Source organism: Streptomyces sp. NPDC008086 (assembly GCF_042957325.1).
GTDB lineage: Bacteria > Actinomycetota > Actinomycetes > Streptomycetales > Streptomycetaceae > Streptomyces.
Genome location: NZ_JBIBIA010000020.1, coordinates 39,696 through 63,224, shown reverse-complemented (window position 1 = coordinate 63,224; position 23,529 = coordinate 39,696). Strand labels below are relative to the sequence as shown.

The following is a 23,529-nucleotide window of genomic DNA, read 5'->3' as shown; positions in this document are numbered from 1 at the left end:
CAAGACCTGGCCCTTTACGCGTAGTTGGGCGTCAGCCCATGTGCGGGTAGCCGTAGTCGGTCGGCGGGACCAGCGTCTCCTTGATGGCGCGGGTCAGGGTCCAGCGCATCAGGTTCTGCGGGGCGCCGGCCTTGTCGTTGGTGCCGGAGGCGCGGCCGCCGCCGAAGGGCTGCTGGCCGACGACGGCGCCGGTCGACTTGTCGTTGATGTAGAAGTTGCCGGCGGCGTAGCGCAGCTTGTCCATGGTGTGGGCGGCGGCCGCGCGGTCACCGGCGATGACGGAGCCGGTCAGGGCGTAGGCCGACACCGACTCCATCTGCTCCAGCATCTCGTCGTACTTGTCGTCCTCGTAGACGTGCACGGCGAGGAACGGGCCGAAGTACTCGGTGGTGAAGACCTCGTTCTCCGGGTCGGTGCACTCCACGACGGTCGGGCGGACGAAGTAGCCGACCGAGTCGTCGTAGGAGCCGCCCGCGACGATCGTGCAGGTCGGGTCGGACTTCGCGCGGTCGATGGCGGCCTTGTTCTTGGCGAAGGCGCGCTCGTCGATGACGGCGCCGATGAAGTTGGACAGGTCGGTGACGTCACCCATGGTGATGTAGTCGACCTCGGCGGCGAACTCCTCCTTGAAGCCGGAGTTCCAGATCGACGCCGGGATGTACGCCCGGGAGGTCGCCGAGCACTTCTGGCCCTGGTACTCGAAGGCGCCGCGGGTGAGGGCGGTCTTCAGGACGGACTTGTCGGCGCTCGGGTGGGCGACGACGAAGTCCTTGCCACCGGTCTCGCCGACGATGCGCGGGTAGGAGCGGTACTTCTCGATGTTGTTGCCGACCGTCTTCCACAGGTACTGGAAGGTCTTGGTCGAGCCGGTGAAGTGGATGCCGGCGAGGTCGCGGTGCTCGAGGGCGACCTTGGAGACCTCGATGCCGTCGCCGGTGACGAGGTTGATGACGCCCTTGGGCAGACCGGCCTCCTCCAGCAGCTGCATGAGCAGCACGGCGGCGTGGGTCTGCGTCGGGGACGGCTTCCAGACCACGACGTTGCCCATGAGGGCGGGCGCGGTGGGCAGGTTGCCCGCGATGGCCGTGAAGTTGAACGGCGTGATCGCGTAGACGAAGCCCTCCAGCGGGCGGTGGTCCAGGCGGTTCCAGACGCCCGGCGAGTTCGCCGGGGGCTGCTCGGCGAGCAGGTCGCGGGCGTACTTGACGTTGAAGCGCCAGAAGTCGATCAGCTCGCAGGGCGTGTCGATCTCGGCCTGCTGGGCGGTCTTGGACTGCCCCAGCATGGTGGAGGCGGCCAGCGTCTCGCGCCACGGGCCGGACAGCAGCTCGGCGGCGCGCAGGATGATCGCGGCGCGGTCGTCGAAGGACATCGCGCGCCAGGCCGGGGCGGCGGCGAGGGCCGCGTCGATGGCGTCCTGGGCGTCCTGCTGGGTGGCGTTGCCGTAGCTGCCGAGGCGGGCCTTGTGGTTGTGCGGCTGCACGACGTCGAACCGCTCGCCGCCGCCCATGCGCTTGACGCCACCGATGGTGCACGGCAGGTCGATCGGGTTCTCGGCCAGCTCCTTGAGCTTGACCTCCAGCCGGGCGCGCTCGGGCGAGCCGGGGGCGTAGCCGTGCACCGGCTCGTTGACGGGGGTGGGGACCTGGGTCACAGCGTCCATGGGTTCCGTAACTCCTTACTGAGCGGTGTGTTGCGAGCCGTTGTGCGGGGCTCAGCCCTTGCTGACCATCGAGCGCAGGAAGAACCGCAGGTTCGCCGGCTTCTCCGCGAGCCGCCGCATGAAATAGCCGTACCAGTCGGTGCCGTAGGCGGTGTAGACGCGCATGCGGTGGCCCTCCGCGGCCAGCCGCAGGTGCTCGTCGGTCCTGATCCCGTACAGCATCTGGAACTCGTACTCGTCGAGCTTTCGGCCGACGCGGTGGGCGAGTTCCTGGGCGATCGCGATCAGGCGCGGGTCGTGGGAGCCGATCATCGGGTACCCGGCGCCCTCCATGAGAATGCCGAGGACCCGGACGTACGCCTTGTCGATCTCGTGCTTCTGCTGGTAGGCGACCTCGGCGGGCTCCTTGTAGGCGCCCTTGACCAGCCGTACGCGGCTGCCGTTCGCCGCGAGGCGGCGGGCGTCGGCCTCGGTGCGGAAGAGGTAGGCCTGGATGACGCAGCCGGTCTGCGGGAAGTCCTTCCGCAGTTCCTCGTGGATGGCGAACATCGAGTCGAGGGTGGTGTGGTCCTCGGCGTCGAGGGTGACCGTCGTGCCGATGGCGGCGGCGGCCTCGACGACCGGCCGGACGTTGGCGAGCGCCAGTTCGTGGCCGCCGTCCAGCGCCTGCCCGAACATCGACAGCTTCACGGACATCTCCGCGCGGGTGCCGAGCTCCAGCTCCTTGAGCCGGTCGATGAGTGCCAGATAGGCGTCCCGGGCGGCTTCGGCCTGCTCGGGGCGGGTGATGTCCTCGCCGACGACGTCCATCGTCAGCTCCAGGCCCCGGGAGGTCAGGTCCTGGATGATCGGCACGATCTCGTCGACCGTCTCGCCGGGGATGAACCGGTCGACGACCTGCTTGGTCACCGGGGCCGCCGAGATCAGGCGTCGCATCCGGTCGCTGCGCGACGCGGCAAGAATCACGGGACCCAGCACGGGGCACCTCCACAAACCAGCAGATAGAACCACCGTGAAACCTAAGGATCCCTCCGATCGTCGGCCATCGACAGCTGTCACGCATCCGTGCCGCAGATCTCAGACAGATGTATGAAGGGCCTGCGGAAATGCGGGAGAATGCCCGGGTGACGTCCGAATACAAGGGTGACTTCCAGGAGCTGGTCGACGAGATCTCGGAGCTGCTGGGCGTACCGGCGACGCTGGAGAACCGCGACTTCGAGCTGATCGCCTTCGGTGCCTACGACAGTGAGGACGAGCTCGACGCGTCGGCCCTGGACCCGGTCCGCGCCCGCTCGATCCTGACCCGCCGCTCCACGGCGGCCGTACGGACGTGGTTCGAGGGCTTCGGCATCACACGCGCGACGGGCCCGGTGCGGATCCCGCCGACCCCGGAGGCCGGGGTGTACCGGGGGCGGATCTGTCTGCCGGTACGCCATCGGGGGGTCGTACTCGGTTACGTCTGGCTGCTGGACGACGATCCGGGGCCGACCGAGCAGCAGCTGGCGGCCGCGATGGAGGTGACGGCGCGGATCGGCGCGCTGCTCGCGGACGAGGCGCAGCACGGGGCGGATCTGAGCCGGGAGCTGCGGGCGGCGCTGATCGCGGAGCCGGGCTGGCAGGGCGACATGGCGGTGGCGGCGCTGCGCACGGCCCTCGGCGCCCGCGGCGACGGCCCGCACACCGTGGTCTGCGTCGCCCCGTGGCCGTCGGCCGACCCCGACGACGCCCCGTCCGTGCGTACGGTGCCGCACGCGACGGCGCTGTGCACGGTGCCGTGGGGGGCGGGCGGGCAGAGCCTCGCGGTGTTGGTGCGGCTGCGCTCGGCGGAGGTGCGGACGCCGGCCCAGGCGGCGGCGTCGAGGCTGCTCAAGGACGACGCGGCGCGTTCGGCGGCCGGCGTCGGCGCACCCCGCACGGGCCTCGGCGAACTGCCCGCCGCCTGGCGGGAGGCCTCGGCCGCGGCCCGCGCCGCCCTCGCCGAACCCCGGCTGGGCCCGATCGCCGAGTGGGCGCACATCGGCCCGTACCGCCTGCTGACGTCCCTGCCCCCGGAGGTCACCCGCGACCCCGCGGTCGCCCTCCTCCTCTCCCCCGCCCACCACGAGCTCGCCCGCACCGCCGAGACCTACCTCGACCGCGCGGGCCAGGCCGGCCGCACCGCCGCCGAACTGGGCATCCACCGTCAGACCCTGTACTACCGCCTCTCCCGCGTGGAGCAGCTGACGGGGCTGGAGCTGGACGACGGGGAGGACCGGCTGCTGCTGCACATGGCACTGAAGGGGGCAAGGCTCTGAGGCGGTCGAGTGGCGCCCCGAGCGCAGGTCAGTACTCCGGCGGCATGCGGCAGCGCGCCGATCGCGATGACGACGATCAACGAACCCGACGTCGTCGTCGCCGACGAGCCGACCACCGCCCTGGACGAGGAACGCCGCGACCAGGTGCTGCGCGTGCTCGCCGAGCAGCGGGAGGCCGTGGGCGCCGCGCTCGTCCTGGTCACCCACGACATGGACGTCGTACGGGACCACGCGGACCGCGTGCTGGTCATGTACGCCGGCCGCCTCACCGAACTCGGCCCGGCGGACGAGGTGCTGCCCCGCCCCCGGGCCCCGTACACGGCGGGCCTGCTGGCCTCCCTCCCCCAGCACGCATCCCCGGGCCGTCGCCTCCCGGCCCTCCGCGGCACCCCGCCCGCCCCGGCCGCGCTCCCGCCCGGCTGCGCCTTCACGCCGCGCTGCCCCCTCGCGGCGGACGTCTGCGCCACGGCGGAACCGGAGCCGCAGGAGGTGGAGAAACGCCTGGTGTCCTGCCACCGCTGGCCCGAACTCCCGCACCCGGCAACGGAGTTGTTCCATGAGTGACACCGCGCCCGACACCCCGGTCGGCGCCCTGCCCGACAGTCCGGCCGGCGCCCCGCCCGACGCCCTGCTCGACGTCCGCGACCTCGTCGTCCGCTACGGCGACGTCACGGCCGTCGACCACGTCTCGTTCACCCTGGCCCCCGGCGAGACCCTCGCCCTCAACGGCCCGTCCGGCTGTGGCAAGTCCTCCACCGCGCTCGCGGTGCTCCAGCTGCACCGCCCGGACGCCGGTGAAGTCGTCTTCGAGGGCCGGGAGTTGACGACCCTCGGCGAACGCGAGCTGCGCCCGCTCCGCCCCCGCATGCAGCCCGTCTTCCAGGACCCGTACGGCTCCCTGAGCCCCCGCCACCGCATCCGTGACGCGGTGGCGGAACCGCTGAAGGTCCAGGGCCGCTGGAGCGCGGCCGACGGCCCGGCCCGCGTGGCCGAACTCCTCGACCGGGTGGGCCTCGACCCGTCGTACGGCGACCGCCTCCCGCACGAGCTCTCCGGCGGCCAGTGCCAACGCGTCGGCATCGCCCGCGCACTGGCCTCCGATCCCCGCCTGCTGGTCCTGGACGAGCCGGTGTCGCCCCTCGACCCCTCCGTCCGGGCCGGCGTACTGAACCTGCTCGCCGACCTCCAGGACGACCTCGGCCTCGGCTACCTGTTCATCTGCCACGACCGGGCCGTCGTACGGCATGTCGCGGACCGGGCGATCGAGATGCGCGAGGGGCGCGTCATCTCCGGGTAGCGGCCTCGATCACCTGCCGCAGCCCTTCCGCCAGTTGGTCGGCCTCCGGCGCGGTCTTCGGGTCGAAGGTCCACTGCGCCATGACGCCCATCATCAGGGTCAGGTAGAAGTAGCCGAGGGTGTCCACGGTCTCCTCCGGGACATCCTCCTCGCGCCCCCCGTGAAAGAGCGTCACGATGCCGCGCGCGCCCCCGCGCTGGGCCCGCGCCAGATGCTCCCGCACCTCGGGCAGCTGATCGCCCATGACCACGATCTCCATGCTGAGCCGCCACATCGAGCCGGGGTCCCGCATGGTGCCGATGATGTTCGACCACACCTCGGCGAACCGCTCGATCGAGCCGGGCTCCCCACTGAGCTCGCCGCCGCCCTCGAAGGCGTCCGACATGCCCTCCACCATCTCGACGTACGCCTGCGCCAGCAGCGCGTCCTTCGAGCCGTAGTGGTAGCCGATCGACGCCAGGTTGGTCCCCGACTCCTTGACGATGTCGCGCGCGGTCGTGCGCGCGAACCCCTTCGCCAGCAGGCAGCGCTTGGCGCCCTCAAGCAGATCCTCACGGTGTCCCATGACGACCCACCCTACCGCCGATCCATACAGCCGTCCCATACGGTCGTTCTATACGTTCGTCATATACAAGCGTTTAATACGCGCGTACATTCACCGCCATGACAACGAACCCGATGAGCCCGTCGACGGGCACCCGAGCCGGCCGTCGTGAATGGACGGCCCTCGGCGTCCTGATGCTTCCGCTGCTGCTGGTCTCGATGGACGTCTCGGTCCTGTACTTCGCGATTCCGGCGATCAGCGCGGACCTGGAGCCGAGCGGCACCCAGCAGCTGTGGATCTTCGACATCTACGGCTTCGTCCTGGCCGGCCTGCTGATGACGATGGGCTCGCTCGGCGACCGCATCGGCCACCGCCGCCTCCTGCTGACCGGCGCCACCGCCTTCGGTACCGCGTCGCTGATGGCGGCGTACGCGAACAGCGCCGAGATGCTGATCGCGGCCCGCGCGGTCCTCGGCGTCGGCGGCGCGACCCTGATGCCGGCGACCATGGCCATCCTCCGCACGATGTTCACCGACCCGGCGCAGCGCGCGAAGGCGATCGGCACGTGGTCCGGTGTGATGACGGCCGGCGTCGCCCTCGGGTCGGTGATGAGCGGCGTCCTCGTCGAGCACTTCTGGTGGGGCTCGGTCTTCCTGGTCAACCTGCCCGCGATGGCGCTCCTGCTGCTCCTCGGCCCGCTCCTGCTCCCCGAGTCGCGCAACCCCGCGGCCGGCCGCTTCGACTGGCCGAGCGTCCCGCTGTCCATGGCGGCGGTACTGCCCGTGGTCTACGGCCTGAAGGAGATTCCGTCCGAGGGCTGGAACGTCCTCTACGTCGTCTCGATCACCGTCGGCCTGCTGTTCGCGGCCCTCTTCGTCCACCGCCAGCGCACGGCCGCGGCCCCGATGATCTCGCCGGCCCTGTTCCGCGGACGAGGCTTCGCGCCCTCCGTGGTCCTCAACCTCGTCTGCATGTTCGGCGTGCTGGGCTCGTCCTACTTCACCACCCAGTACCTCCAGTCGGTGCTCGGCATGGGCGCGCTGGAGGCGGCCCTGTGGGCGCTGCTGCCGTCGGTACCGATCGGCGCGGCGGGACCGCTGGCGACCCAGCTGGTGCAGCGCGGCGTCAACCGCGCCTACGTCGTCACCGGCGGCTTCGCGGCCTCAGCGGCCGGTTTCGCGCTGCTGTCCCTCGCCGGCACGGACTCGCTCTGGCTGGTGCTGACCGCGTGTGCGGTGATCGCCGTCGGAGGCGTCACGGTGATGTCCCAGATCATGGACCTCGCGATGGGCTCCGCCCCGGTGGAACGGGCGGGCTCCGCGTCCTCCCTGCTGGAGACCGGCGCCGAGTTCGGCGGCGCCCTCGGCATGGCCGTCCTCGGCTCGATCGGTACGGCGGTCTACCGCCACGAGATCCCGGCGTCGGCCCCGGACGCGGCGCACGAGACGCTCGGCGGAGCACTGGCGGTCGCCGATCGGTTCCCGGGCCTGGCCACCGCCGCGCGCGAGGCGTTCACCAGCGGGATGCAGGGCGCGGCGATCGCGGGAGCGGTGCTGCTCGCGGGGGCCGCGGTGCTGGCGGCGCTGACGCTGCGGCGGGTCGAGGTGCGCGAGCAGGCATGCGAAACGCCGGACGAGCCGAGTCACCTCAGCCCGTCCGGCGTGTGAGAACGAGGCCCGTGAGGGCCGATGTGGGGGGCCGGGGGCCGGCCGCCCCCGGTCGCGGCGGCCTAGGCCAGGTTCACCGCACGAGCCGACGTGGCCCCGATCTCCTCGGCGACCTCCGTCAGCACCCCGGAGGGCACCGTGTCATCGACGGTCAGGACGGCCAGCGCCTCACCACCGGCGACGGCACGCGAGACCTGCATGCCGGCGATGTTGATGCCCGCCTCGCCGAAGACACGGCCGACGGTGCCGACGACACCGGGACGGTCCTCGTACTTCAGGACGACCATGTGGTCGGCGAGCGCGAGGTCCACGTCGTAGTCGCCGACCGCGACGATCTTCTGCAGGTGCTTGGGGCCGGCCAGCGTGCCGGAGACCGACACCTCCTCGCCGCCCGAGAGCGTGCCGCGCACGGTGACGACGTTGCGGTGGTCGCTCGACTCCGAGCTGGTCGTCAGCCGCACCTCGACGCCGCGCTCCTGCGCGAACAGCGGGGCGTTGACGTACGACACCGTCTCGTCGACGACGTCCTCGAAGACACCCTTGAGGGCGCTGAGCTCCAGCACCTTCACGTCGTGCTGGGTGATCTCGCCGTAGACCTCGACGTCGAGGCGGACCGCGACCTCGCCCGCGAGCGCGGTGAAGATCCGGCCGAGGCGCTCGGCGAGCGGCAGGCCCGGCTTGACGTCCTCGGCGATGACACCGCCCTGGACGTTCACCGCGTCCGGCACGAGCTCACCGGCGAGGGCGAGGCGCACCGAGCGGGCGACGGCGATACCGGCCTTCTCCTGCGCCTCGTCGGTGGAGGCGCCGAGGTGCGGGGTGGCGACGACCTGGTCGAACTCGAAGAGCGGGGAGTCCGTGCAGGGCTCCTTCGCGTACACGTCGAGACCGGCACCGGCGACCCGGCCCTCCTTGAGGGCGGAGTACAGCGCCTCCTCGTCGACGATCCCGCCGCGCGCGGCGTTCACGATGCGCACGCTCGGCTTGACCTTGCGCAGCGCCTCGTCGCCGATGAGACCGACGGTCTCGGGGGTCTTGGGCAGGTGGACGGTGATGAAGTCGGAGACCTCGAGCAGCTCGTCCAGCGACAGCACCTTGACGCCCATCTGGGCGGCGCGCGCGGGCTGGATGTAGGGGTCGTAGGCGACGACCTTCATGCCGAAGCCGGACATGCGCTGGGCGACCAGCGCGCCGATGCGGCCGAGGCCCACGACACCGAGGGTCTTCTCGGCGAGCTCGACGCCCGTGTACTTGCTGCGCTTCCACTCGCCGTTCTTCAGCGCGGCGTTGGCCTGCGGAATGTGGCGGGCGGTGGCGACGAGGAGACCGCAGGCCAGCTCGGCGGCGGTCACGATGTTCGAGGTGGGGGCGTTGACGACCATCACGCCGGCCTTGGTGGCGGCGGAGACGTCGACGTTGTCCAGGCCGACGCCGGCGCGGGCGACGACCTTCAGCTTGTTCGCGGCGGCGATGGCCTCGGCGTCGACCTTGGTGGCGGAGCGGATCAGGATCGCGTCCACGTCGGCGATGGCCGGGAGCAGTTCGGCTCGGTCCGCTCCGTTGCAGTGGCGGATCTCGAAGTCGGGGCCAAGCGCGTCCACGGTCGCGGGCGACAGCTCTTCAGCGATGAGTACGACGGGTTTCGAGCTCACGTGAGTCCTCACAAGTCCAATGCGGACGGCCGTCCCGACGGCCGCAGGCGGTGGAGGGAGCGGCGCCGGGGAATTTCCGGTGCGCTCCCGCGCCCGCCGCGGCAGCGGCTGTGAGTCACAGCCGGTGCGTGCTCTTGGTGTGCCGGGCGGCGCGGGGGTGTGCCGGAAATTTCTCGGTGTCGCATAGCCGCGTGGAAGACGCACGACGTTGTGGGCCTGACGCGTATGTAGTACGGCAGTGTAGTGCCGTGGCGGAGGGCGTCTTGCGCCTCTACGGAAGGATCACCCGGACGAGAAACGCCATTTTGTAGAGGGTTTCCGTGCGAGGTCCGGGGCGAAGCCCCGTGGCGGTACCCCCAGCCGAGGGTACCGCCACGGAAGGCGTGGCTCACGCCTCTTCGTCGACCCAGCTCATCAGCTTGCGCAGCTGCTTGCCGGTGGTCTCCAGCAGGTGCTCGGAGTCCTGCTTCTTGTACTCGTTGTACTTCTTCAGACCGCCGTGGTACTCGTCCATCCACTGCTGGGCGAAGGTGCCGTCCTGGATCTCCGCGAGGACCTTCTTCATCTCGGCCTTGGTGGCGTCGGTGATGATCCGCGGGCCGGTGACGTAGTCGCCCCACTCGGCGGTCTCGGAGATCGACCAGCGCATCTTCTCCAGGCCGCCCTCGTACATGAGGTCCACGATCAGCTTCAGCTCGTGCAGGCACTCGAAGTACGCGATCTCCGGCTGGTAGCCGGCCTCGGTCAGCGTCTCGAAACCGGCCTTGACCAGCGCGGCCGTACCACCGCAGAGAACGGCCTGCTCACCGAACAGGTCGGTCTCGGTCTCCTCGGTGAAGGTGGTCTTGATGACGCCGGCGCGGGTGCCGCCGATGCCCTTGGCGTACGACAGGGCGAGCGCGAAGGCGTTGCCGGAGGCGTCCTGCTCGACGGCGGCGATACACGGAACGCCGCGGCCCTCCTCGTACTGGCGGCGCACCAGGTGGCCCGGGCCCTTCGGGGCAACCATGCAGACGTCGACGCCGGCCGGGGGCTTGATGAAGCCGTAGCGGATGTTCAGGCCGTGGCCGAAGAACAGCGCGTCACCGTCGTTCAGGTTCGGGGCGATGTGCTCCTCGTAGACCTGGGCCTGGATCGGGTCCGGGACGAGGATCATGATGACGTCGGCCTCGGCGGCGGCCTCCGACGGGGTCACCACGCGCAGGCCCTGCTCCTCGGCCTTCGCCTTGGACTTGGAGCCCTCGTGCAGACCGACACGGACGTCGACACCCGAGTCACGGAGCGACAGCGCGTGGGCGTGGCCCTGGCTGCCGTAACCGATGACCGCGACCTTGCGGCCCTGGATGATGGACAGGTCGGCGTCGGCGTCGTAGAACAGCTCGGCCACTTTGGGTTCTCTCCTTGTGTGCAGGTGTTGCGTCCCACCGTATGACGGCGGGGGGAAGGGAAGTTTCGGGGTCTCGCTATACGGGCGGAATCCGGACGGCCGGTGTCACCCGACCGTCCGAACGCGTCCTTACGCCGACCGGTCGAGCGCGCGCAGCGAGCGGTCCGTGATCGAGCGGGCGCCGCGGCCGATCGCGATGGTGCCGGACTGGACGAGCTCCTTGATGCCGAACGGCTCCAGCATCTTCAGCATGGCCTCCAGCTTGTCGCTGGAGCCGGTGGCCTCGATGGTGACGGCCTCCGGGGAGACGTCCACGGTCTTCGCGCGGAAGAGCTGGACGATCTCGATGATCTGGGAGCGGGTCTCGTTGTCGGCGCGGACCTTCACCAGGACGAGTTCGCGCTGAACGGCCGAACCCGGCTCCAGCTCGACGATCTTCAGCACGTTGACCAGCTTGTTGAGCTGCTTGGTCACCTGCTCCAACGGGAGGTCGGCGACGCTCACCACGATGGTGATGCGGGAGATGTCGGGGTGCTCGGTGACACCGACCGCGAGCGAGTCGATGTTGAAGCCGCGGCGGGAGAACAGGGCGGCGATCCGGGCGAGGATGCCCGGCGTGTTCTCCACCAGGACGGAGAGCGTGTGCTTGGACATGATCTTTTACGTCTCTCTCGCTCAGTCGTCTTCGTTGTCGCCGAAGTCGGGGCGGACGTCCCGGGCGGCCATGATCTCGTCGTTGGAGGTGCCGGCGGCGACCATCGGCCACACCATGGCGTCCTCGTGGACGATGAAGTCGATGACGACGGGGCGGTCGTTGATGGAGTTCGCCTCTTCGATGACCTTGTCGAGGTCCTCGGGCCGCTCACAGCGGATGGCGTAGCAGCCCATGGCCTCCGACAGCTTCACGAAGTCGGGGACGCGGGTGCCGGCGCTCGGCTGCTTGCCGTCGGCATCGGGGCCGGAGTGCAGCACCGTGTTGGAGTAGCGCTGGTTGTAGAAGAGGGTCTGCCACTGGCGGACCATCCCGAGGGCGCCGTTGTTGATGATGGCGACCTTGATCGGGATGTTGTTCAGGGCGCAGGTGGTGAGCTCCTGATTGGTCATCTGGAAGCAGCCGTCGCCGTCGATCGCCCAGACCGCCTTGTCCGGCGCTCCGGCCTTGGCGCCCATCGCGGCCGGGACCGCGTAGCCCATCGTCCCGGCGCCGCCGGAGTTCAGCCAGGTGGCGGGCTTGTCGTACTGGATGAAGTGCGCGGCCCACATCTGGTGCTGGCCGACGCCCGCCGCGAAGACCGTGCCTTCCGGGGCGAGTTGGCCGATGCGCTCGATGACCTGCTGCGGGGAGAGCGAACCGTCCTCGGGCTGGTCGTAGCCGAGGGGGTAGGTCTCGCGCCAGCGGGACAGGTCCTTCCACCAGGCGCTGTAGTCGCCCTGGTGGCCGTCGGCGTGCTCCTTCTGGACGGCCTGGACCAGGTCGGCGATGACCTCGCGGGCGTCACCGACGATCGGCACGTCGGCGGCGCGGTTCTTGCCGATCTCGGCCGGGTCGATGTCGGCGTGGACGATCTTGGCGTACGGGGCGAAGCTGTCCAGCTTGCCGGTGACGCGGTCGTCGAAGCGGGCTCCGAGGGCGACGATCAGGTCGGCCTTCTGCAGCGCGGTGACGGCGGTGACCGCACCGTGCATGCCCGGCATTCCCACGTGCAGCGGGTGGCTGTCGGGGAATGCGCCGAGCGCCATCAGGGTGGTGGTGACGGGCGCTCCGGTGAGTTCGGCGAGGACCTTCAGCTCGGCGGTGGCGCCGGCCTTGATCACGCCCCCGCCGACGTACAGGACCGGCCGCTTGGCGGCGGTGATCAGCTTGGCGGCCTCGCGGATCTGCTTGGCGTGCGGCTTGGTCACCGGGCGGTAGCCGGGCAGGTCCATGGTGGGCGGCCAGGAGAACGTCGTCTTCGCCTGGAGGGCGTCCTTGGCGATGTCGACCAGGACCGGGCCCGGGCGGCCGGTGGAGGCGATGTGGAACGCCTGCGCGATGATCCGCGGGATGTCCTCGGCCTTGGTGACCAGGAAGTTGTGCTTGGTGATCGGCATGGTGATGCCGACGATGTCCGCCTCCTGGAAGGCGTCCGTACCGATCGCCTTGGAGGCCACCTGCCCGGTGATCGCCACGAGCGGCACCGAGTCCATGTGCGCGTCCGCGATCGGCGTGACCAGGTTGGTGGCACCCGGCCCCGACGTCGCCATGCAGACGCCGACCCGGCCGGTGGCCTGCGCGTAACCGGTGGCGGCGTGACCGGCGCCCTGCTCGTGCCGGACCAGGACGTGACGCACCCGGGTGGAGTCCATCAGCGGGTCGTACGCGGGAAGGATCGCACCGCCGGGAATGCCGAATACCGTGTCGGCGCCGACCTCCTCGAGCGAACGGATGAGGGACTGCGCACCCGTGACGTGCTCGGGGGCGGACTGGTGTCCTCCGGATCGGGGCCGCGGCTGCGGGTGAGCCCCGGTGGCCTGCTCGGTCATCGGCATTCTCTTCTCGATGCTGAGGGTTTTTGCGAGGTTTGAGCGGAGTTTCGGTGCTGCACGCCTGGTGCCTGTGCAACAAAAAACCCCTCGTGCCAAAAGGCAAGCGAGGGGAGCGCGCCGGGTGGGGTCGCTGGGAGTTCCGGGTCTGTCCGGACGTCACCAGCTTCAGCCGACGCGCTTTCCAAGTACGAGAATTCGGGTGCGCATGGCACTGACCCTCTCCCCGGCGCACACCCACTGTCAAGTAGGTGGGACGGGAGTCTCATTATGTGAACGCAGGGCACTTCCGCCTCCCAGAACGGCGGCCACACCACTGGTGTACACCTCCGCGCCCCCGCCCGCGAACGCTGGCTCCACCGGCCCGTGCGGCACCGGATAGCGGCCGGCGCCGATCGCCCGGCGCAGCCGGTACTCGTCCAGCGGCCCGGAGAACGCCATCCCCTGCCCGTGCGTGCACCCCATCGCCCGCAGCGCCACGACCTGCTCCGGCAGGTCCACGCCGTCGGCCACGGACTGGAGCCCGAGGTCACCGGCGATCCTCAGCAGCCCTCCGGTGATCTTGTGCAGCCGCGCGGACTCCACGACCCCCTCGACCAGACCGCGGTCGAGTCTGAGTACGTCGACGGGGAGCCGGCGCAGGGCCGTGAGCGCCGCGTACCCGCTGCCGAAGCCGTCCAGGGCGATCCGGACGCCGAGTCGGCGCAGACCGCTCAGACGGCGCTCCAGCTCGTCCAGCGAGACACGGGGGTCGAGGTCGGACAGCTCGATGATCAGCGACCCGGGCGGCAACCCGTGCCGGGTGAGCAGCGCCTGGATCGAGCCGAGCGGCATCGACCGGTCCAGCAGCCGGCGCGCGCTCATCCGTACGGCCACGGGCACGGCGAGCCCGGTCGCGGTGCGCTCGGCGGCCTGCTCGACGGCCTCCTCCAGCATCCAGCGGCCCAGCTCGGCCGTCTTGTCGCTGTCCTCGGCCACCCGCAGGAACTCGGCGGGCGTGAACAGCACCCCTTGCGAGGACCGCCAGCGCGCCTGGGTGGCGACCGACGTGATCCGGCCGTTCTCCAGGCACACCACCGGCTGGTGCAGCAGCGCGAACTCGCCGTCGTGCAGCGCGGCACGCAGCCGCGTGGCCAGCTCCGCCTTGCGTACGACGTCCTGCTGCATCTGCGGCTTGTACAGCTCGACGCGGCCCTTGCCGCCCGCCTTGGCGCGGTACATCGCCAGGTCTGCGTTGCGCAGCAGCTCCCCCGCGCCGAGGCCCGGCTCGGCGAAGGCGACGCCGATGGAGGCGTTGACACGGACATCGTTGCCGTCGATGAGGTAGGGCTGGGACAACGTCAGCCTGAGGCGGTCGGCGAGCTCCAGGATGTGTCGTTCTCGTGCGGTGCGGTCACGGGTGCCGTCACCGGCGATCAGGGCCGCGAACTCGTCGCCGCCGAGCCGGGACGCGGTGTCCCCGCCCCGGACGGCGTCCTGGAGTCTGCGGGCGGCCTGGACGAGCAGCTCGTCCCCCGCCTGGTGCCCGATGGTGTCGTTGACGCCCTTGAAGCCGTCGAGGTCGATGAACAGGACGGCCGTGTTGCGCAGGGCGGGGCCCCGGTCGGAGGCGCGGCGGCCGGACAGGGCCTGCTGGACGCGCTTGGTGAACAACGCGCGGTTGGGCAGGTCGGTGAGCGGGTCGTGCTCGGCGTTGTGCTGGAGCTGCGCCTGCAGGCGCACCCTTTCGGTCACGTCCCGGCTGTTGAAGATGAGGCCGCCGTGGTGCCGGTTGACGGTCGATTCGACGTTGAGCCAGCCGTCGTCGCCGGAGCGGAAGCGGCATTCGATGCGCGTAGTGGGTTCCTCGAGTGGGCTGGCGGCGAGGAAGCGGCGCACCTCGTGCACCACGCAGCCCAGGTCCTCCGGGTGGATGAGATTGGCCAGTTCCGTGCCCACCAGGTCCTCGGCGGAGCGGCCGTAGACCCCGGCGGCGGCCGGGGAGACGTAGCGGAGGATGCCGTTGGGTGCGGCGATCATGATGACGTCGCTGGAGCCCTGCACCAGGGAGCGGAAGTGGTTCTCCTTCTGCGCCAGTTCCTGGGTGAGGGTGATGTTGTCGAGCAGCATGATGCCCTGGCGCATCACGAGGGCGAGCACGACCGTGCCGCCGGTGATGAGCACGACGCGGTCGACGCTGCGGCCGTTGAGGACGTTGTAGAGGATCCCCAGGGTGCAGACGGCGGCCGCGAGGTACGGCGTGAGCGCGGCCAGGGAGCCGGCGATCGGCCGGGTGACCGGGTACCGGGTGTGGTCACCCACCTGAGCGGGCGGCGGGTGGTGGTGGCTCGCGCCGCGCTGTCCTGGCACGTGCTCGTGCACCACGCGCGTGTGCCCGGTCCCGTCGTGCCGTTCGCCGTCCGCGGTCCTCGGCGCGGCCCACGGGGCGTACGCCAGGAGCAGCGAGCCCGCGAACCAGCCCGCGTCGAGGAGCTGGCCGGAGCGGTAGCTGTTGTGCAGCAGCGGCGAGGTGAACAGGGCGTCGCACATCACGGTCAGGGCGAGGGCACCGATCGCGGTGTTGACCGCGGTGCGGTTCGCCGAGGAGCGGCGGAAGTGCAGGGCGAGCACCATGCTGACCAGGGCGATGTCGAGCAGCGGGTAGGCGAGCGAGAGCGCGGAGTGCGCCACGCTCTCGCCGCCACCGGCGTCGATCTTGGCGGCCTGGGCGAGGGCCAGGCTCCAGGCCAGCGTCAGCAACGAGCCGCCGATCAGCCAGGCGTCCAGGCCCAGGCAGACCCAGCCGGCCTTCGTCACCGGACGCTTGGCGAGCACCAGGAGTCCCACGATGGCGGGCGGCGCGAAGCAGAGGAAGAACCCGTCGGCGTAGGAGGGGCTGGGCACGGGCTGCTGGAGGACGACCTCGTACCACCCCCAGACCAGGTTTCCGAGGGCCGCCATCGCGGAGGAGAGGGCGAACAGCAGCCAGGCGGGTCGAAAGCGGATACGGCGGCTGCGGGCGTAGTGGAAGCAGGACACGGCGGCTGCGCCCGCCGCGGCCGCCAGCCCGAAGTCGCCCATGATCAGCGCGACTTGGTCCGAGCCCCAGCCGAGCGCGGAACCGACGGCGTATCCCGCGCACACCAGGGCCAGAACGAGTTGCGGGACGAATCCCGTGCCGCCCCCGAACGAGGGGCGGGGCAGTGTCGCCGCCGACGAGGGCTGTGCCCGCAGCCCCGCGTCGAGCGTGCTCGTGGAGGGCGGTGGCGAGCTCACCGGATCCTCCCGGTCCGCGCGGCTCGCGGGTCCCGAGGGTCCCGGTGCGCCGGGTGCGCATGCCGTCCGCGGCCGCTGTGCCCGCGGTGGTGGTGGGTGTGACGGCAGCTGTGAGTGCCGTGGCGGCCGCGTCTGCGCGCGGCCGTCCGCCAGGGTCGCCGTCGACGGCCCCGCCGCGTCGGATCGCTCGTCCATAGGCCGTGCATCGCCCGTCGCCCCCCTCACAAATCTGAAATGTCCATCCCAAGGCGCCGATCAGTGCGCGGCGCAGCCCCTGTCGGGACGATACACCAGTCTCGTCACTCAGGGACATAGCACCTCTACGCTCCGTGACGACCAGCGCATATGCGAGTACGGACCGCTTCCGAGAGGTCGCGGACGGTACTCGAACCGGATGTCCGGCTTGTTGCGCGCGGCGCACACGACACGCGCCCGATGGTCAGCCGATGAGCGTCACGCGCGTGTCGCGCCCGTCGTGAGGATCACGTTGCGCAGGGGCTCGCGGTTCACGAACCGCGTCAACTGGTCCACCAGGAGCCGCTTGGCGCGGGGCAGGAACGCGGAGGTCGGGCCGCCCACATGCGGGCTGATCAGCACGCCCGGCGCACGCCACAGGGGGTGGTCGCGGGGCAGCGGTTCGGGGTCGGTGACGTCGAGGGCGGCGGTGAGGCGCCGGGTCTCCACCTCGGCCAGCAGGGCCTTGGTGTCGACGACGGGACCGCGGGCGACGTTGACCAGCAGCGCGCCGTCCTTCATGCGGGCGAGGAAGCCGGCGTCGACCAGGTGGCGGGTGGTCTCCGTCAGGGGTGTGGAGAGGATGACGACGTCCGCTTCCGGCAGCAGGGCGGGCAGTTCGGTGAGCGGGTGCACTTCGCCGCGCGCCGTGGTGCGCTCAGAGCGCGCGACGCGCGCCACCCGCGCGAGTTCAAAGGGCGCGAGCCGGTCCTCGATGGCGGCGCCGATCGAGCCGTATCCCACGATGAGGACGTTCTTGTCCGCCAGCGCCGGCCGGAATCCGCCGAGCCACTCCCCCTTGTCCTGGGCCCGGACGAAGTCGGGGACGCCGCGCAGCGAGGCGAGGACCAGCGTGAGCGTGAGCTCGGCGGTGCTCGCCTCGTGCACCCCGCGCGCGTTGCACAGTCGCACGCCGGGCCGCAGGTGCTTCAGGCCCGGCTCGACGTGGTCGATGCCGGCGGAGAGCGTCTGCACCACTTCCACGGAGCTCAGCTCCGGCAGGGGACGCTGCCCGAGTTCGGGGGCCTTCATGTACGGCACGACGTAGAAGACGCAGTCGGCCGGGTCGGCGGGAAAGTCCTCGGCGCCGTTCCAGTAACGGTAGGCGGGGCCCTCGGGAAGGCCCTCGATCTCGTCCGGCGGGATGGGGAGCCACACGTCAGCAGTCATGCCTTGGAGGCTAGAGCCTTCCTGTCCGGACAGGCCGGTCGGGCCGGAGGAACGTGACGGCGCCCGATCATGATCCATGCGCCGGGCCCTTGGTCGGCCGAACAGGTGTGCAGAGGTTAGGTTGGGGTGCCGGAAGAGGGAGGGTCACGGCCAGGTGGAGCGCAGGACGATCGGCGCGGCGGCACTCGCGGTGGGAGCCGTCGGGCTCGGGTGCATGCCGATGAGCTGGGCGTACAGCTCGTCGCGGCAGCGGGGCGAGGAGTCGGTCAGAGCGGTGCACCGGGCGCTCGATCTGGGCTCGACGCTGCTGGACACGGCCGACATGTACGGCCCGTTCACCAACGAGCTGCTCGTCGGGCGGGTGTTGAAGGAGCGCCGGCAGGACGCGTTCGTGTCGACCAAGGTCGGTCTGCTGGTGGGCGAGCAGCACATCGTGGCCAACGGCCGCCCCGGCTATGTGAAGCGGGCCTGCGACGCCTCGCTGCGCCGCCTGCAGACGGACGTGATCGACCTCTACCAACTGCATCGCGCCGACCCTGAGGTCCCCGTCGAGGAGACGTGGGGCGCGATGGCGGAGCTCGTCCAGGCCGGAAAAGTACGGGCGTTGGGGCTGTGCGCCGTCGGCGCGCGCGGTGGCCGCCGCTCCGGAACCCGGCTGCACGACGCGACGATCCGCCAACTGCAGCGCGTGCAGCAGGTCTTCCCGGTGAGCGCCGTGCAGGCCGAGCTGTCGGTGTGGTCGCCCGACGCCCTGGAGGCCCTGCTGCCGTGGTGCGAGGCGCGCGGCGTGGGCTTCCTCGCGGCGATGCCCCTGGGCAACGGCTTCCTGACCGGCACCCTCACCCCCGGTCAGGGCTTCGAACCGGACGACGTCCGCGCCCGGCACCCCCGCTTCACCGCCGAGATGATGGCGGCCAACCAGCCCATAGTCGCCGGCCTGCGCCGCGTCGCGGCCCGCCACGGCACCGGGACCACACCGGCGCAGGTCGCGCTGGCCTGGGTGCTGTCCCGGGGCCGCCACGTGATCGCGCTGCCCGGTACGAAACAGGAACGCTGGGTCACCGAGAACGCGACGGCCGCAAGCCTGCGGCTGACGCCGGAGGACCTGGCGGAGGTGGCGGAGCTGCCGGGGGCACTGGGGTCCTGGGACTGACGTCGCGCAGCGCGGTCACCGGGCGGGGTGATTCAAGATTCACAGATCGGGAACCTGTGAGGCTCGAGCGGTGTAAGAAAAGTAGAACCTGCCGCGTCGAAGGGACCGTGATCGTGCAACGTCGAGTTGTGACGGCCGTAATGGCCGCGGCCGTACTGGTGCTGACGGCCGGATGTTCCTCCGACGACGGGGGATCACCGGATGGCGGCGGGGCCGCGGCGTCGAGCAGTGACAAGGGGGCGTCGTCGCCCACCGGGCGGCCCGCCGAGGAGACACCGCCCGCGCAGGGGTCCGTGAAGGTGGTGCGTACGGTCGCCGAGGGGCTGGACACCCCTTGGGGCCTGGCCCCGCTTCCCGGCGGCGATCTGCTCGTGTCCTCCCGCGACGACGCCACGATCACGCGGGTCGACGGGAAGACCGGCGAGAAGACCGAGCTGGGCGAGGTGCCGGGGGTGTCCCCGGCGGGCGAGGGCGGCCTCATGGGCCTGGCCCTGTCGCCGGACTACGCCTCGGATCGCATGGTCTACGCGTACTTCACCTCGGCGTCGGACAACCGCATCGTCCGCATGCTGTACGACGACCGGAAGCCGAGCGGCGAGCAACTGGGCGCACCCGACACCGTCTTCAAGGGCATCCCGAAGGGCTTCATCCACAACGGCGGCCGGATAGCGTTCGGCCCGGACAAGATGCTGTACGCGGGCACGGGCGAGAGCGGTGACACGGGCCTGTCCCAGGACAAGGACTCCGTCGGCGGCAAGATCCTCCGTCTGACACCGGAGGGCGAACCGGCCCCGGGCAATCCCTTCACCGACTCCCCCGTGTACGCGTACGGCCATCGCAATGTGCAGGGCCTGGCCTGGGACTCCGAACAGCGCCTGTTCGCCGCGGAGTTCGGCCAGGACACCTGGGACGAGCTGAACGCGATCAAGCCGGGCGACAACTACGGCTGGCCCGAGGTGGAGGGCAGGTCCGACGACGCCAAGTACCACAATCCGCTGGCCCAGTGGGGCACGGACGACGCCTCCCCCAGCGGCATCGCCTACGCCGAGGGGTCCGTCTGGATGGCGGGGCTCAAGGGCCAGCGCCTGTGGCGGGTCCCTCTGAACGGCACAGAGGCGTCGGCGGACCCGCAGGCCTTCCTGGAGGGTGAGTACGGCAGGCTGCGGACGGTCGTCGCGGCCGGCGGCGACAAGCTGTGGGTGACGACGAGCAACACCGACGGGCGGGGCGACCCGAAGGACGGGGACGACCGGATTCTGGAGGTGCGGGTGAGCTGAGCGGCCTCAGTCCGGCCCGTTGGTCTTCCTCGCCCTCCCGCTCTCGCCCCCGGCGGCGTCCTCGTCGGCCGACGGCTCCGGCATCCGTACGACGACCTTCCCGGACGCGAGGTCTATCGGCCCGCGCACGGGATCGTTGTCCCCGACGTCCTCACGGGTCAGTTCCAGACGGTTCTGTTCGTCGCGGGTGTGCTTGCGGCCGGGCGCGAAGAGTTCCTCGAACGCGTTGAACACGGAACCTCCCAGGACCGATGTCCCTTACAGCGTAAACCTCGGGCTCATGCCCCCGAGGGGAGCGATTCGGACACGAACAGCCCCATCCGATGCGCCAGCGCCGCGGCCTCGCCCCTCCCGGAGACGCCGAGCTTGCCCAGGATGTTCGACACATGGACGCTGGCCGTCTTCGGGGAGATGAAGAGTTCCTCGGCGATCTGGCGGTTGGTGCGGCCTGCGGAGACCAGACGGAGGACGTCGCGCTCCCGGGTGGTGAGGCCGAGGGCGTCGGCCGGGTCGGTCGGGGGCGGGGCTGGGGCCGTCGTGAGGGTGAGGCGGGCTCGCTGGGCCAGGCGGGTCGTGGCGTCGGCGAGCGGGCGGGCACCCAGATGGGTGGCGGCGGCCCGGGTCAGCCGGAGCAGCTCCGTGGCGCGGGCGCGTTCCTCGTCCCCGCCGATCGCCAGCAGCGCCTCGGCCAGGCGGTGGCGGACCTGGGCGAGGTCGTGGGGGCGCTCCAGGGCTTCGAAGGCGGTGACCACGTCCGACCAGGTGTCGGGCTCGGGGTTCCGGCTCGCGGCCCGGTCGAGCTCGGCTCGGGTCCACTTCTCGTACGCCAGCCACAGGGGCGCGCCCGTGGTGAGCTTGCGGACGGCCTCGAAGAGCCGGTCCAGGAAGGCGGCACGGCCCTCCAGGGCGGCGGGCAGCGCGTGGGCGCGGGCATCGGACTCGGCGATGGCGGCGGCCAGCAGCAGGGGCCAGGCGTAGCGCTGGGTGCCGGGCGGGAAGCCGGCGCTCAGGGCCCGGTCGGCCTCCGCGCGGGCGTCGAGGAGGCGGCCCTCGGCGGCGGATATGCCGAGGGCGACGTAGGACATCGGCAGGTTGTTCTGCGGCATGGGGTCGTGGGTGCCGTAGAAGGCGCGGGCGGCGGCCAGATGACGTCCGGCCTCGGCGATGTCGCCGCGGGCGAGCGCGAGGCGGGCCAGGCTGTTCGAGCCGCCGCCGCGCGGCTTCGCCGCCTGGCCCGTGCGCTGCGCGTTCATCGCAGCGTCGGTGGCCTCGTCCCAGCGGCCCAGGGAGACCAGTGACTCGGCGAGGTTCGCCCAGACCCACGCCTCGGAGTCGCGCAGGCCCCACTGCTGGGTGAGCCGCAGGCCCTCGCGCAGGATGCCGACGGCGTCCTCGGAGCGGCCGACGCCTTCGAGGACGGACGGCAGGTTCACATGGCTGCGGCCGACCACGGCGGTGAGGCCGCGGGCCAGTACCTCGTCCCTGACCTCGTACATCTGGGCCAGCCCGGCCTCGGTGTCCCCGGCTTCGACCATGAGGCCGCCGAGGGTGAGGCGCGCGTTCAGTTCGATGCCCTCGGCGCCGACCATGCGCGCGTACTCGACTGCCCGTTCGGCGGCCGACATGGCGTCGGGGCCGGGGTCGCGGAGCATCGACCAGTTGGCGGCGGTGGCCAGCACCTCGGCGTGCACCTCGGACGGCGGCAGGCCCCGGACCAGTTCCTGCGCGGTGCCCAGTTCCTTCCAGCCGTCGCCGCGGGCCTGCGCCTGGACCAGCCGGGAGCGCTGGACCCAGAACCAGGCGGCGCGCAGGGGGTCGCCCTCGTCCTCCAGCAGGTGCAGGGCACGCTTGGTGATCTTCAGGGCGCGTTCGCGCTCCCCGCAGAGCCGTCCGGCGACGGCGGCCTCGGCCATGAGGTCGAGGTAGCGCAGGGGTGTCGTGGCGGGGTCGCAGCCGCAGGGCGGGTAGACCTCGGTGTAGTCGACGGGGCGCAGGGTGGCGCGGATGTCCTCGGGGGCGGAGTCCCACAGCTCCATCGCGCGTTCCAGCAGCCGTAGCTGCTCGGAGTGGGCGTGTCGGCGGCGGGCGGTGACGGAGGCGTCCAGGACGGCGGGCAGGGCCTTGGCCGGGTCGTGGGCGTGGTACCAGTAGCTGGCCAGCCGCATGACGTGCTCACCGGCCGGGACGAGCGTCGGGTCGGCCTCCAGGGCCTCGGCGTAGCGGCGGTTGAGGCGGGAGCGTTCGCCGGGCAGCAGGTCGTCGCCGACGGCCTCGCGGACCAGCGAGTGGCGGAAGCGATAGCCGTCGCCGCCGGGCGCCGCGGTGAGGATGTTGGCGTTGACGGCGGCCCGCAGCGCCTCGATGAGGTCGTCCTCGGCGAGCCGGGCGACGGCCTCGATCAGCCGGTACTCGACGGTGGAGCCGCCCTCGGCGACGATCCGGGCGACCCGCTGGGCGGCCTCGGGCAGCCGTTCCACCCGGACGAGCAGCAGGTCGCGCAGGGTGTCGGTGAGTCCGGCGCAGCAGCCCTCGTGGGTGGCGACGGCGAGTTCCTCGACGAAGAAGGCGTTGCCGTCGGAGCGTTCGAAGATCTCGTCGACCTGGGCCGGGTCGGGTTCGGTGGCGAGGATGCCGGCGATCTGGCGGCCGACCTCGGCGCGGTTGAAGCGGCCGAGCTCGACCCGGCGCACCGTGCGCAGGCGGTCGAGTTCGGCGAGGAGCGGGCGCAGGGGGTGGCGGCGGTGGATGTCGTCGGAGCGGTAGGTGGCCAGGACGACGAGGCGGCCGGTGCGCAGGGTGCGGAAGAGGTAGGAGAGGAGGTGGCGGGTGGAGGCGTCGGCCCAGTGCAGGTCCTCCAGGGCGACGACGACCGTGCGGCGGGCGGCGACGCGTTCCAGGAGGCGGGCGGTGAGTTCGAAGAGGCGGGCCATGCCCTCCTCGTCGGAGCGGTTGGCTCCGTGGGCCGGTGCGGTTTCGGCCAACTCGGGCAGCAGCCGGGCCAGTTCCTCCTCCTGGCCGGCCGCTGCCGCGGCCAGTTCCTCGGGCAGCTCGCGGCGCAGGGCGCGCAGTGCGGTGGAGAACGGGGCGAAGGGCAGCCCGTCGGCGCCGATCTCGACGCAGCCGCCGAGCACGACGACGGTGCCCTCGCGCGCGGCGGCGGTGGCGAACTCCTCGACGAGACGCGTCTTGCCGACGCCGGCCTCGCCGCCGATCACCAGCGCCTGGGGCTCTCCTGCGGCGGCTCGGGCGAGGGCGTCGTGCAGCGTCTCCAACTCGGTTGCGCGGCCGACGAACACGGGGCTGACGGACTTGGTCTCCACGGGGGCGAGCATCGCACGTGCCGCTGACAGTCCGGCATCGGTTTTCTGGGGGCCGCCGCCCCCAGACCCCGGCCTCGGCCCCGAAAGGGCCTC

At 71.2% G+C, this 23,529-nt stretch carries 17 protein-coding genes; 6 read left to right on the top strand and 11 right to left on the bottom strand.

Translation table 11 applies throughout. The features are described 5' to 3' along the window. Positions 1-31 precede the first annotated feature (31 nt). Entirely contained in the window at positions 32-1,663 is a 1,632-nt protein-coding gene (pruA, locus tag ACFZBP_RS41295) for an L-glutamate gamma-semialdehyde dehydrogenase (RefSeq protein ID WP_391421021.1), read from the bottom strand. A gap of 51 nt (positions 1,664-1,714) precedes the next feature. Beyond that, positions 1,715-2,641 (bottom strand): proline dehydrogenase family protein, encoded by a 927-nt coding sequence (locus tag ACFZBP_RS41290; RefSeq protein WP_391421020.1) that lies wholly within the window; start codon positions 2,639-2,641, stop codon positions 1,715-1,717. 128 nt (positions 2,642-2,769) lie between these two features. Between ACFZBP_RS41290 and ACFZBP_RS41285 the strand changes: the two genes are divergently transcribed. The 3 genes from ACFZBP_RS41285 to ACFZBP_RS41275 all read left to right on the top strand — a co-directional run bounded on the left by ACFZBP_RS41285 (position 2,770) and on the right by ACFZBP_RS41275 (position 5,254). Continuing rightward, positions 2,770-3,957, top strand: coding sequence for a helix-turn-helix domain-containing protein (locus tag ACFZBP_RS41285; protein WP_391421019.1), 1,188 nt, complete (start codon positions 2,770-2,772; stop codon positions 3,955-3,957). Positions 3,958-4,023: 66 nt separating this feature from the next. Continuing rightward, positions 4,024-4,521 (top strand): oligopeptide/dipeptide ABC transporter ATP-binding protein, encoded by a 498-nt coding sequence (locus tag ACFZBP_RS41280; RefSeq protein ID WP_391421018.1) that lies wholly within the window; start codon positions 4,024-4,026, stop codon positions 4,519-4,521. After that, a complete protein-coding gene (locus ACFZBP_RS41275) occupies positions 4,514-5,254 on the top strand; it encodes an ATP-binding cassette domain-containing protein (protein ID WP_391421017.1) in 741 nt (246 codons plus the stop codon). The genes ACFZBP_RS41280 and ACFZBP_RS41275 overlap by 8 nt, the downstream gene beginning before the upstream one ends. Here the strand turns inward: ACFZBP_RS41275 and ACFZBP_RS41270 are convergent. Beyond that, positions 5,241-5,819 (bottom strand): TetR family transcriptional regulator, encoded by a 579-nt coding sequence (locus tag ACFZBP_RS41270; RefSeq protein ID WP_391421016.1) that lies wholly within the window; start codon positions 5,817-5,819, stop codon positions 5,241-5,243. The genes ACFZBP_RS41275 and ACFZBP_RS41270 overlap by 14 nt on opposite strands. A 98-nt stretch (positions 5,820-5,917) precedes the next feature. Here ACFZBP_RS41270 and ACFZBP_RS41265 point away from each other — a divergent pair, with 98 nt between their 5' ends. Next, positions 5,918-7,465, top strand: a complete 1,548-nt coding sequence (locus ACFZBP_RS41265; protein WP_391421015.1) for an MFS transporter — start codon at positions 5,918-5,920, stop codon at positions 7,463-7,465. Between the two features lie 62 nt (positions 7,466-7,527). Here ACFZBP_RS41265 and serA read toward each other — a convergent pair whose 3' ends face one another. The 6 genes from serA to ACFZBP_RS41235 form a co-directional block, all read right to left on the bottom strand. Beyond that, positions 7,528-9,117, bottom strand: a complete 1,590-nt coding sequence (serA, locus tag ACFZBP_RS41260; protein WP_383454321.1) for a phosphoglycerate dehydrogenase — start codon at positions 9,115-9,117, stop codon at positions 7,528-7,530. Between the two features lie 388 nt (positions 9,118-9,505). Continuing rightward, positions 9,506-10,504 carry a ketol-acid reductoisomerase gene (ilvC, locus tag ACFZBP_RS41255; protein WP_391421014.1) on the bottom strand — a complete coding sequence of 333 codons (999 nt, stop codon included), beginning with the start codon at positions 10,502-10,504 and terminating at the stop codon, positions 9,506-9,508. Positions 10,505-10,633: 129 nt separating this feature from the next. Continuing rightward, positions 10,634-11,158, bottom strand: coding sequence for an acetolactate synthase small subunit (gene ilvN / locus ACFZBP_RS41250; protein WP_030051183.1), 525 nt, complete (start codon positions 11,156-11,158; stop codon positions 10,634-10,636). Positions 11,159-11,179: 21 nt separating this feature from the next. Further along, positions 11,180-13,033: an acetolactate synthase large subunit gene (locus ACFZBP_RS41245; RefSeq protein ID WP_391421013.1), complete on the bottom strand. Its 1,854-nt coding sequence runs from the start codon at positions 13,031-13,033 to the stop codon at positions 11,180-11,182. Between the two features lie 237 nt (positions 13,034-13,270). Beyond that, positions 13,271-16,282 carry an EAL domain-containing protein gene (locus ACFZBP_RS41240; RefSeq protein WP_391421012.1) on the bottom strand — a complete coding sequence of 1,004 codons (3,012 nt, stop codon included), beginning with the start codon at positions 16,280-16,282 and terminating at the stop codon, positions 13,271-13,273. A gap of 453 nt (positions 16,283-16,735) precedes the next feature. Then, entirely contained in the window at positions 16,736-17,686 is a 951-nt protein-coding gene (locus tag ACFZBP_RS41235; RefSeq protein ID WP_391421011.1) for an NAD(P)-dependent oxidoreductase, read from the bottom strand. A gap of 154 nt (positions 17,687-17,840) precedes the next feature. Here ACFZBP_RS41235 and ACFZBP_RS41230 point away from each other — a divergent pair, with 154 nt between their 5' ends. Further along, positions 17,841-18,839 (top strand): aldo/keto reductase, encoded by a 999-nt coding sequence (locus tag ACFZBP_RS41230; protein WP_383454335.1) that lies wholly within the window; start codon positions 17,841-17,843, stop codon positions 18,837-18,839. Positions 18,840-18,979: 140 nt separating this feature from the next. Continuing rightward, a complete protein-coding gene (locus ACFZBP_RS41225) occupies positions 18,980-20,116 on the top strand; it encodes a PQQ-dependent sugar dehydrogenase (protein ID WP_391421039.1) in 1,137 nt (378 codons plus the stop codon). A gap of 6 nt (positions 20,117-20,122) precedes the next feature. Here ACFZBP_RS41225 and ACFZBP_RS41220 read toward each other — a convergent pair whose 3' ends face one another. Beyond that, complete coding sequence (locus ACFZBP_RS41220) at positions 20,123-20,350, bottom strand: DUF6191 domain-containing protein (RefSeq protein WP_391421010.1); 228 nt, start codon at positions 20,348-20,350, stop codon at positions 20,123-20,125. A gap of 44 nt (positions 20,351-20,394) precedes the next feature. Further along, the gene (locus ACFZBP_RS41215) at positions 20,395-23,448 is read right to left on the bottom strand and encodes an AAA family ATPase (protein ID WP_391421009.1); all 3,054 of its coding nucleotides are present in this window, start codon (positions 23,446-23,448) and stop codon (positions 20,395-20,397) included. Between the last annotated feature and the right edge of the window lie 81 nt (positions 23,449-23,529).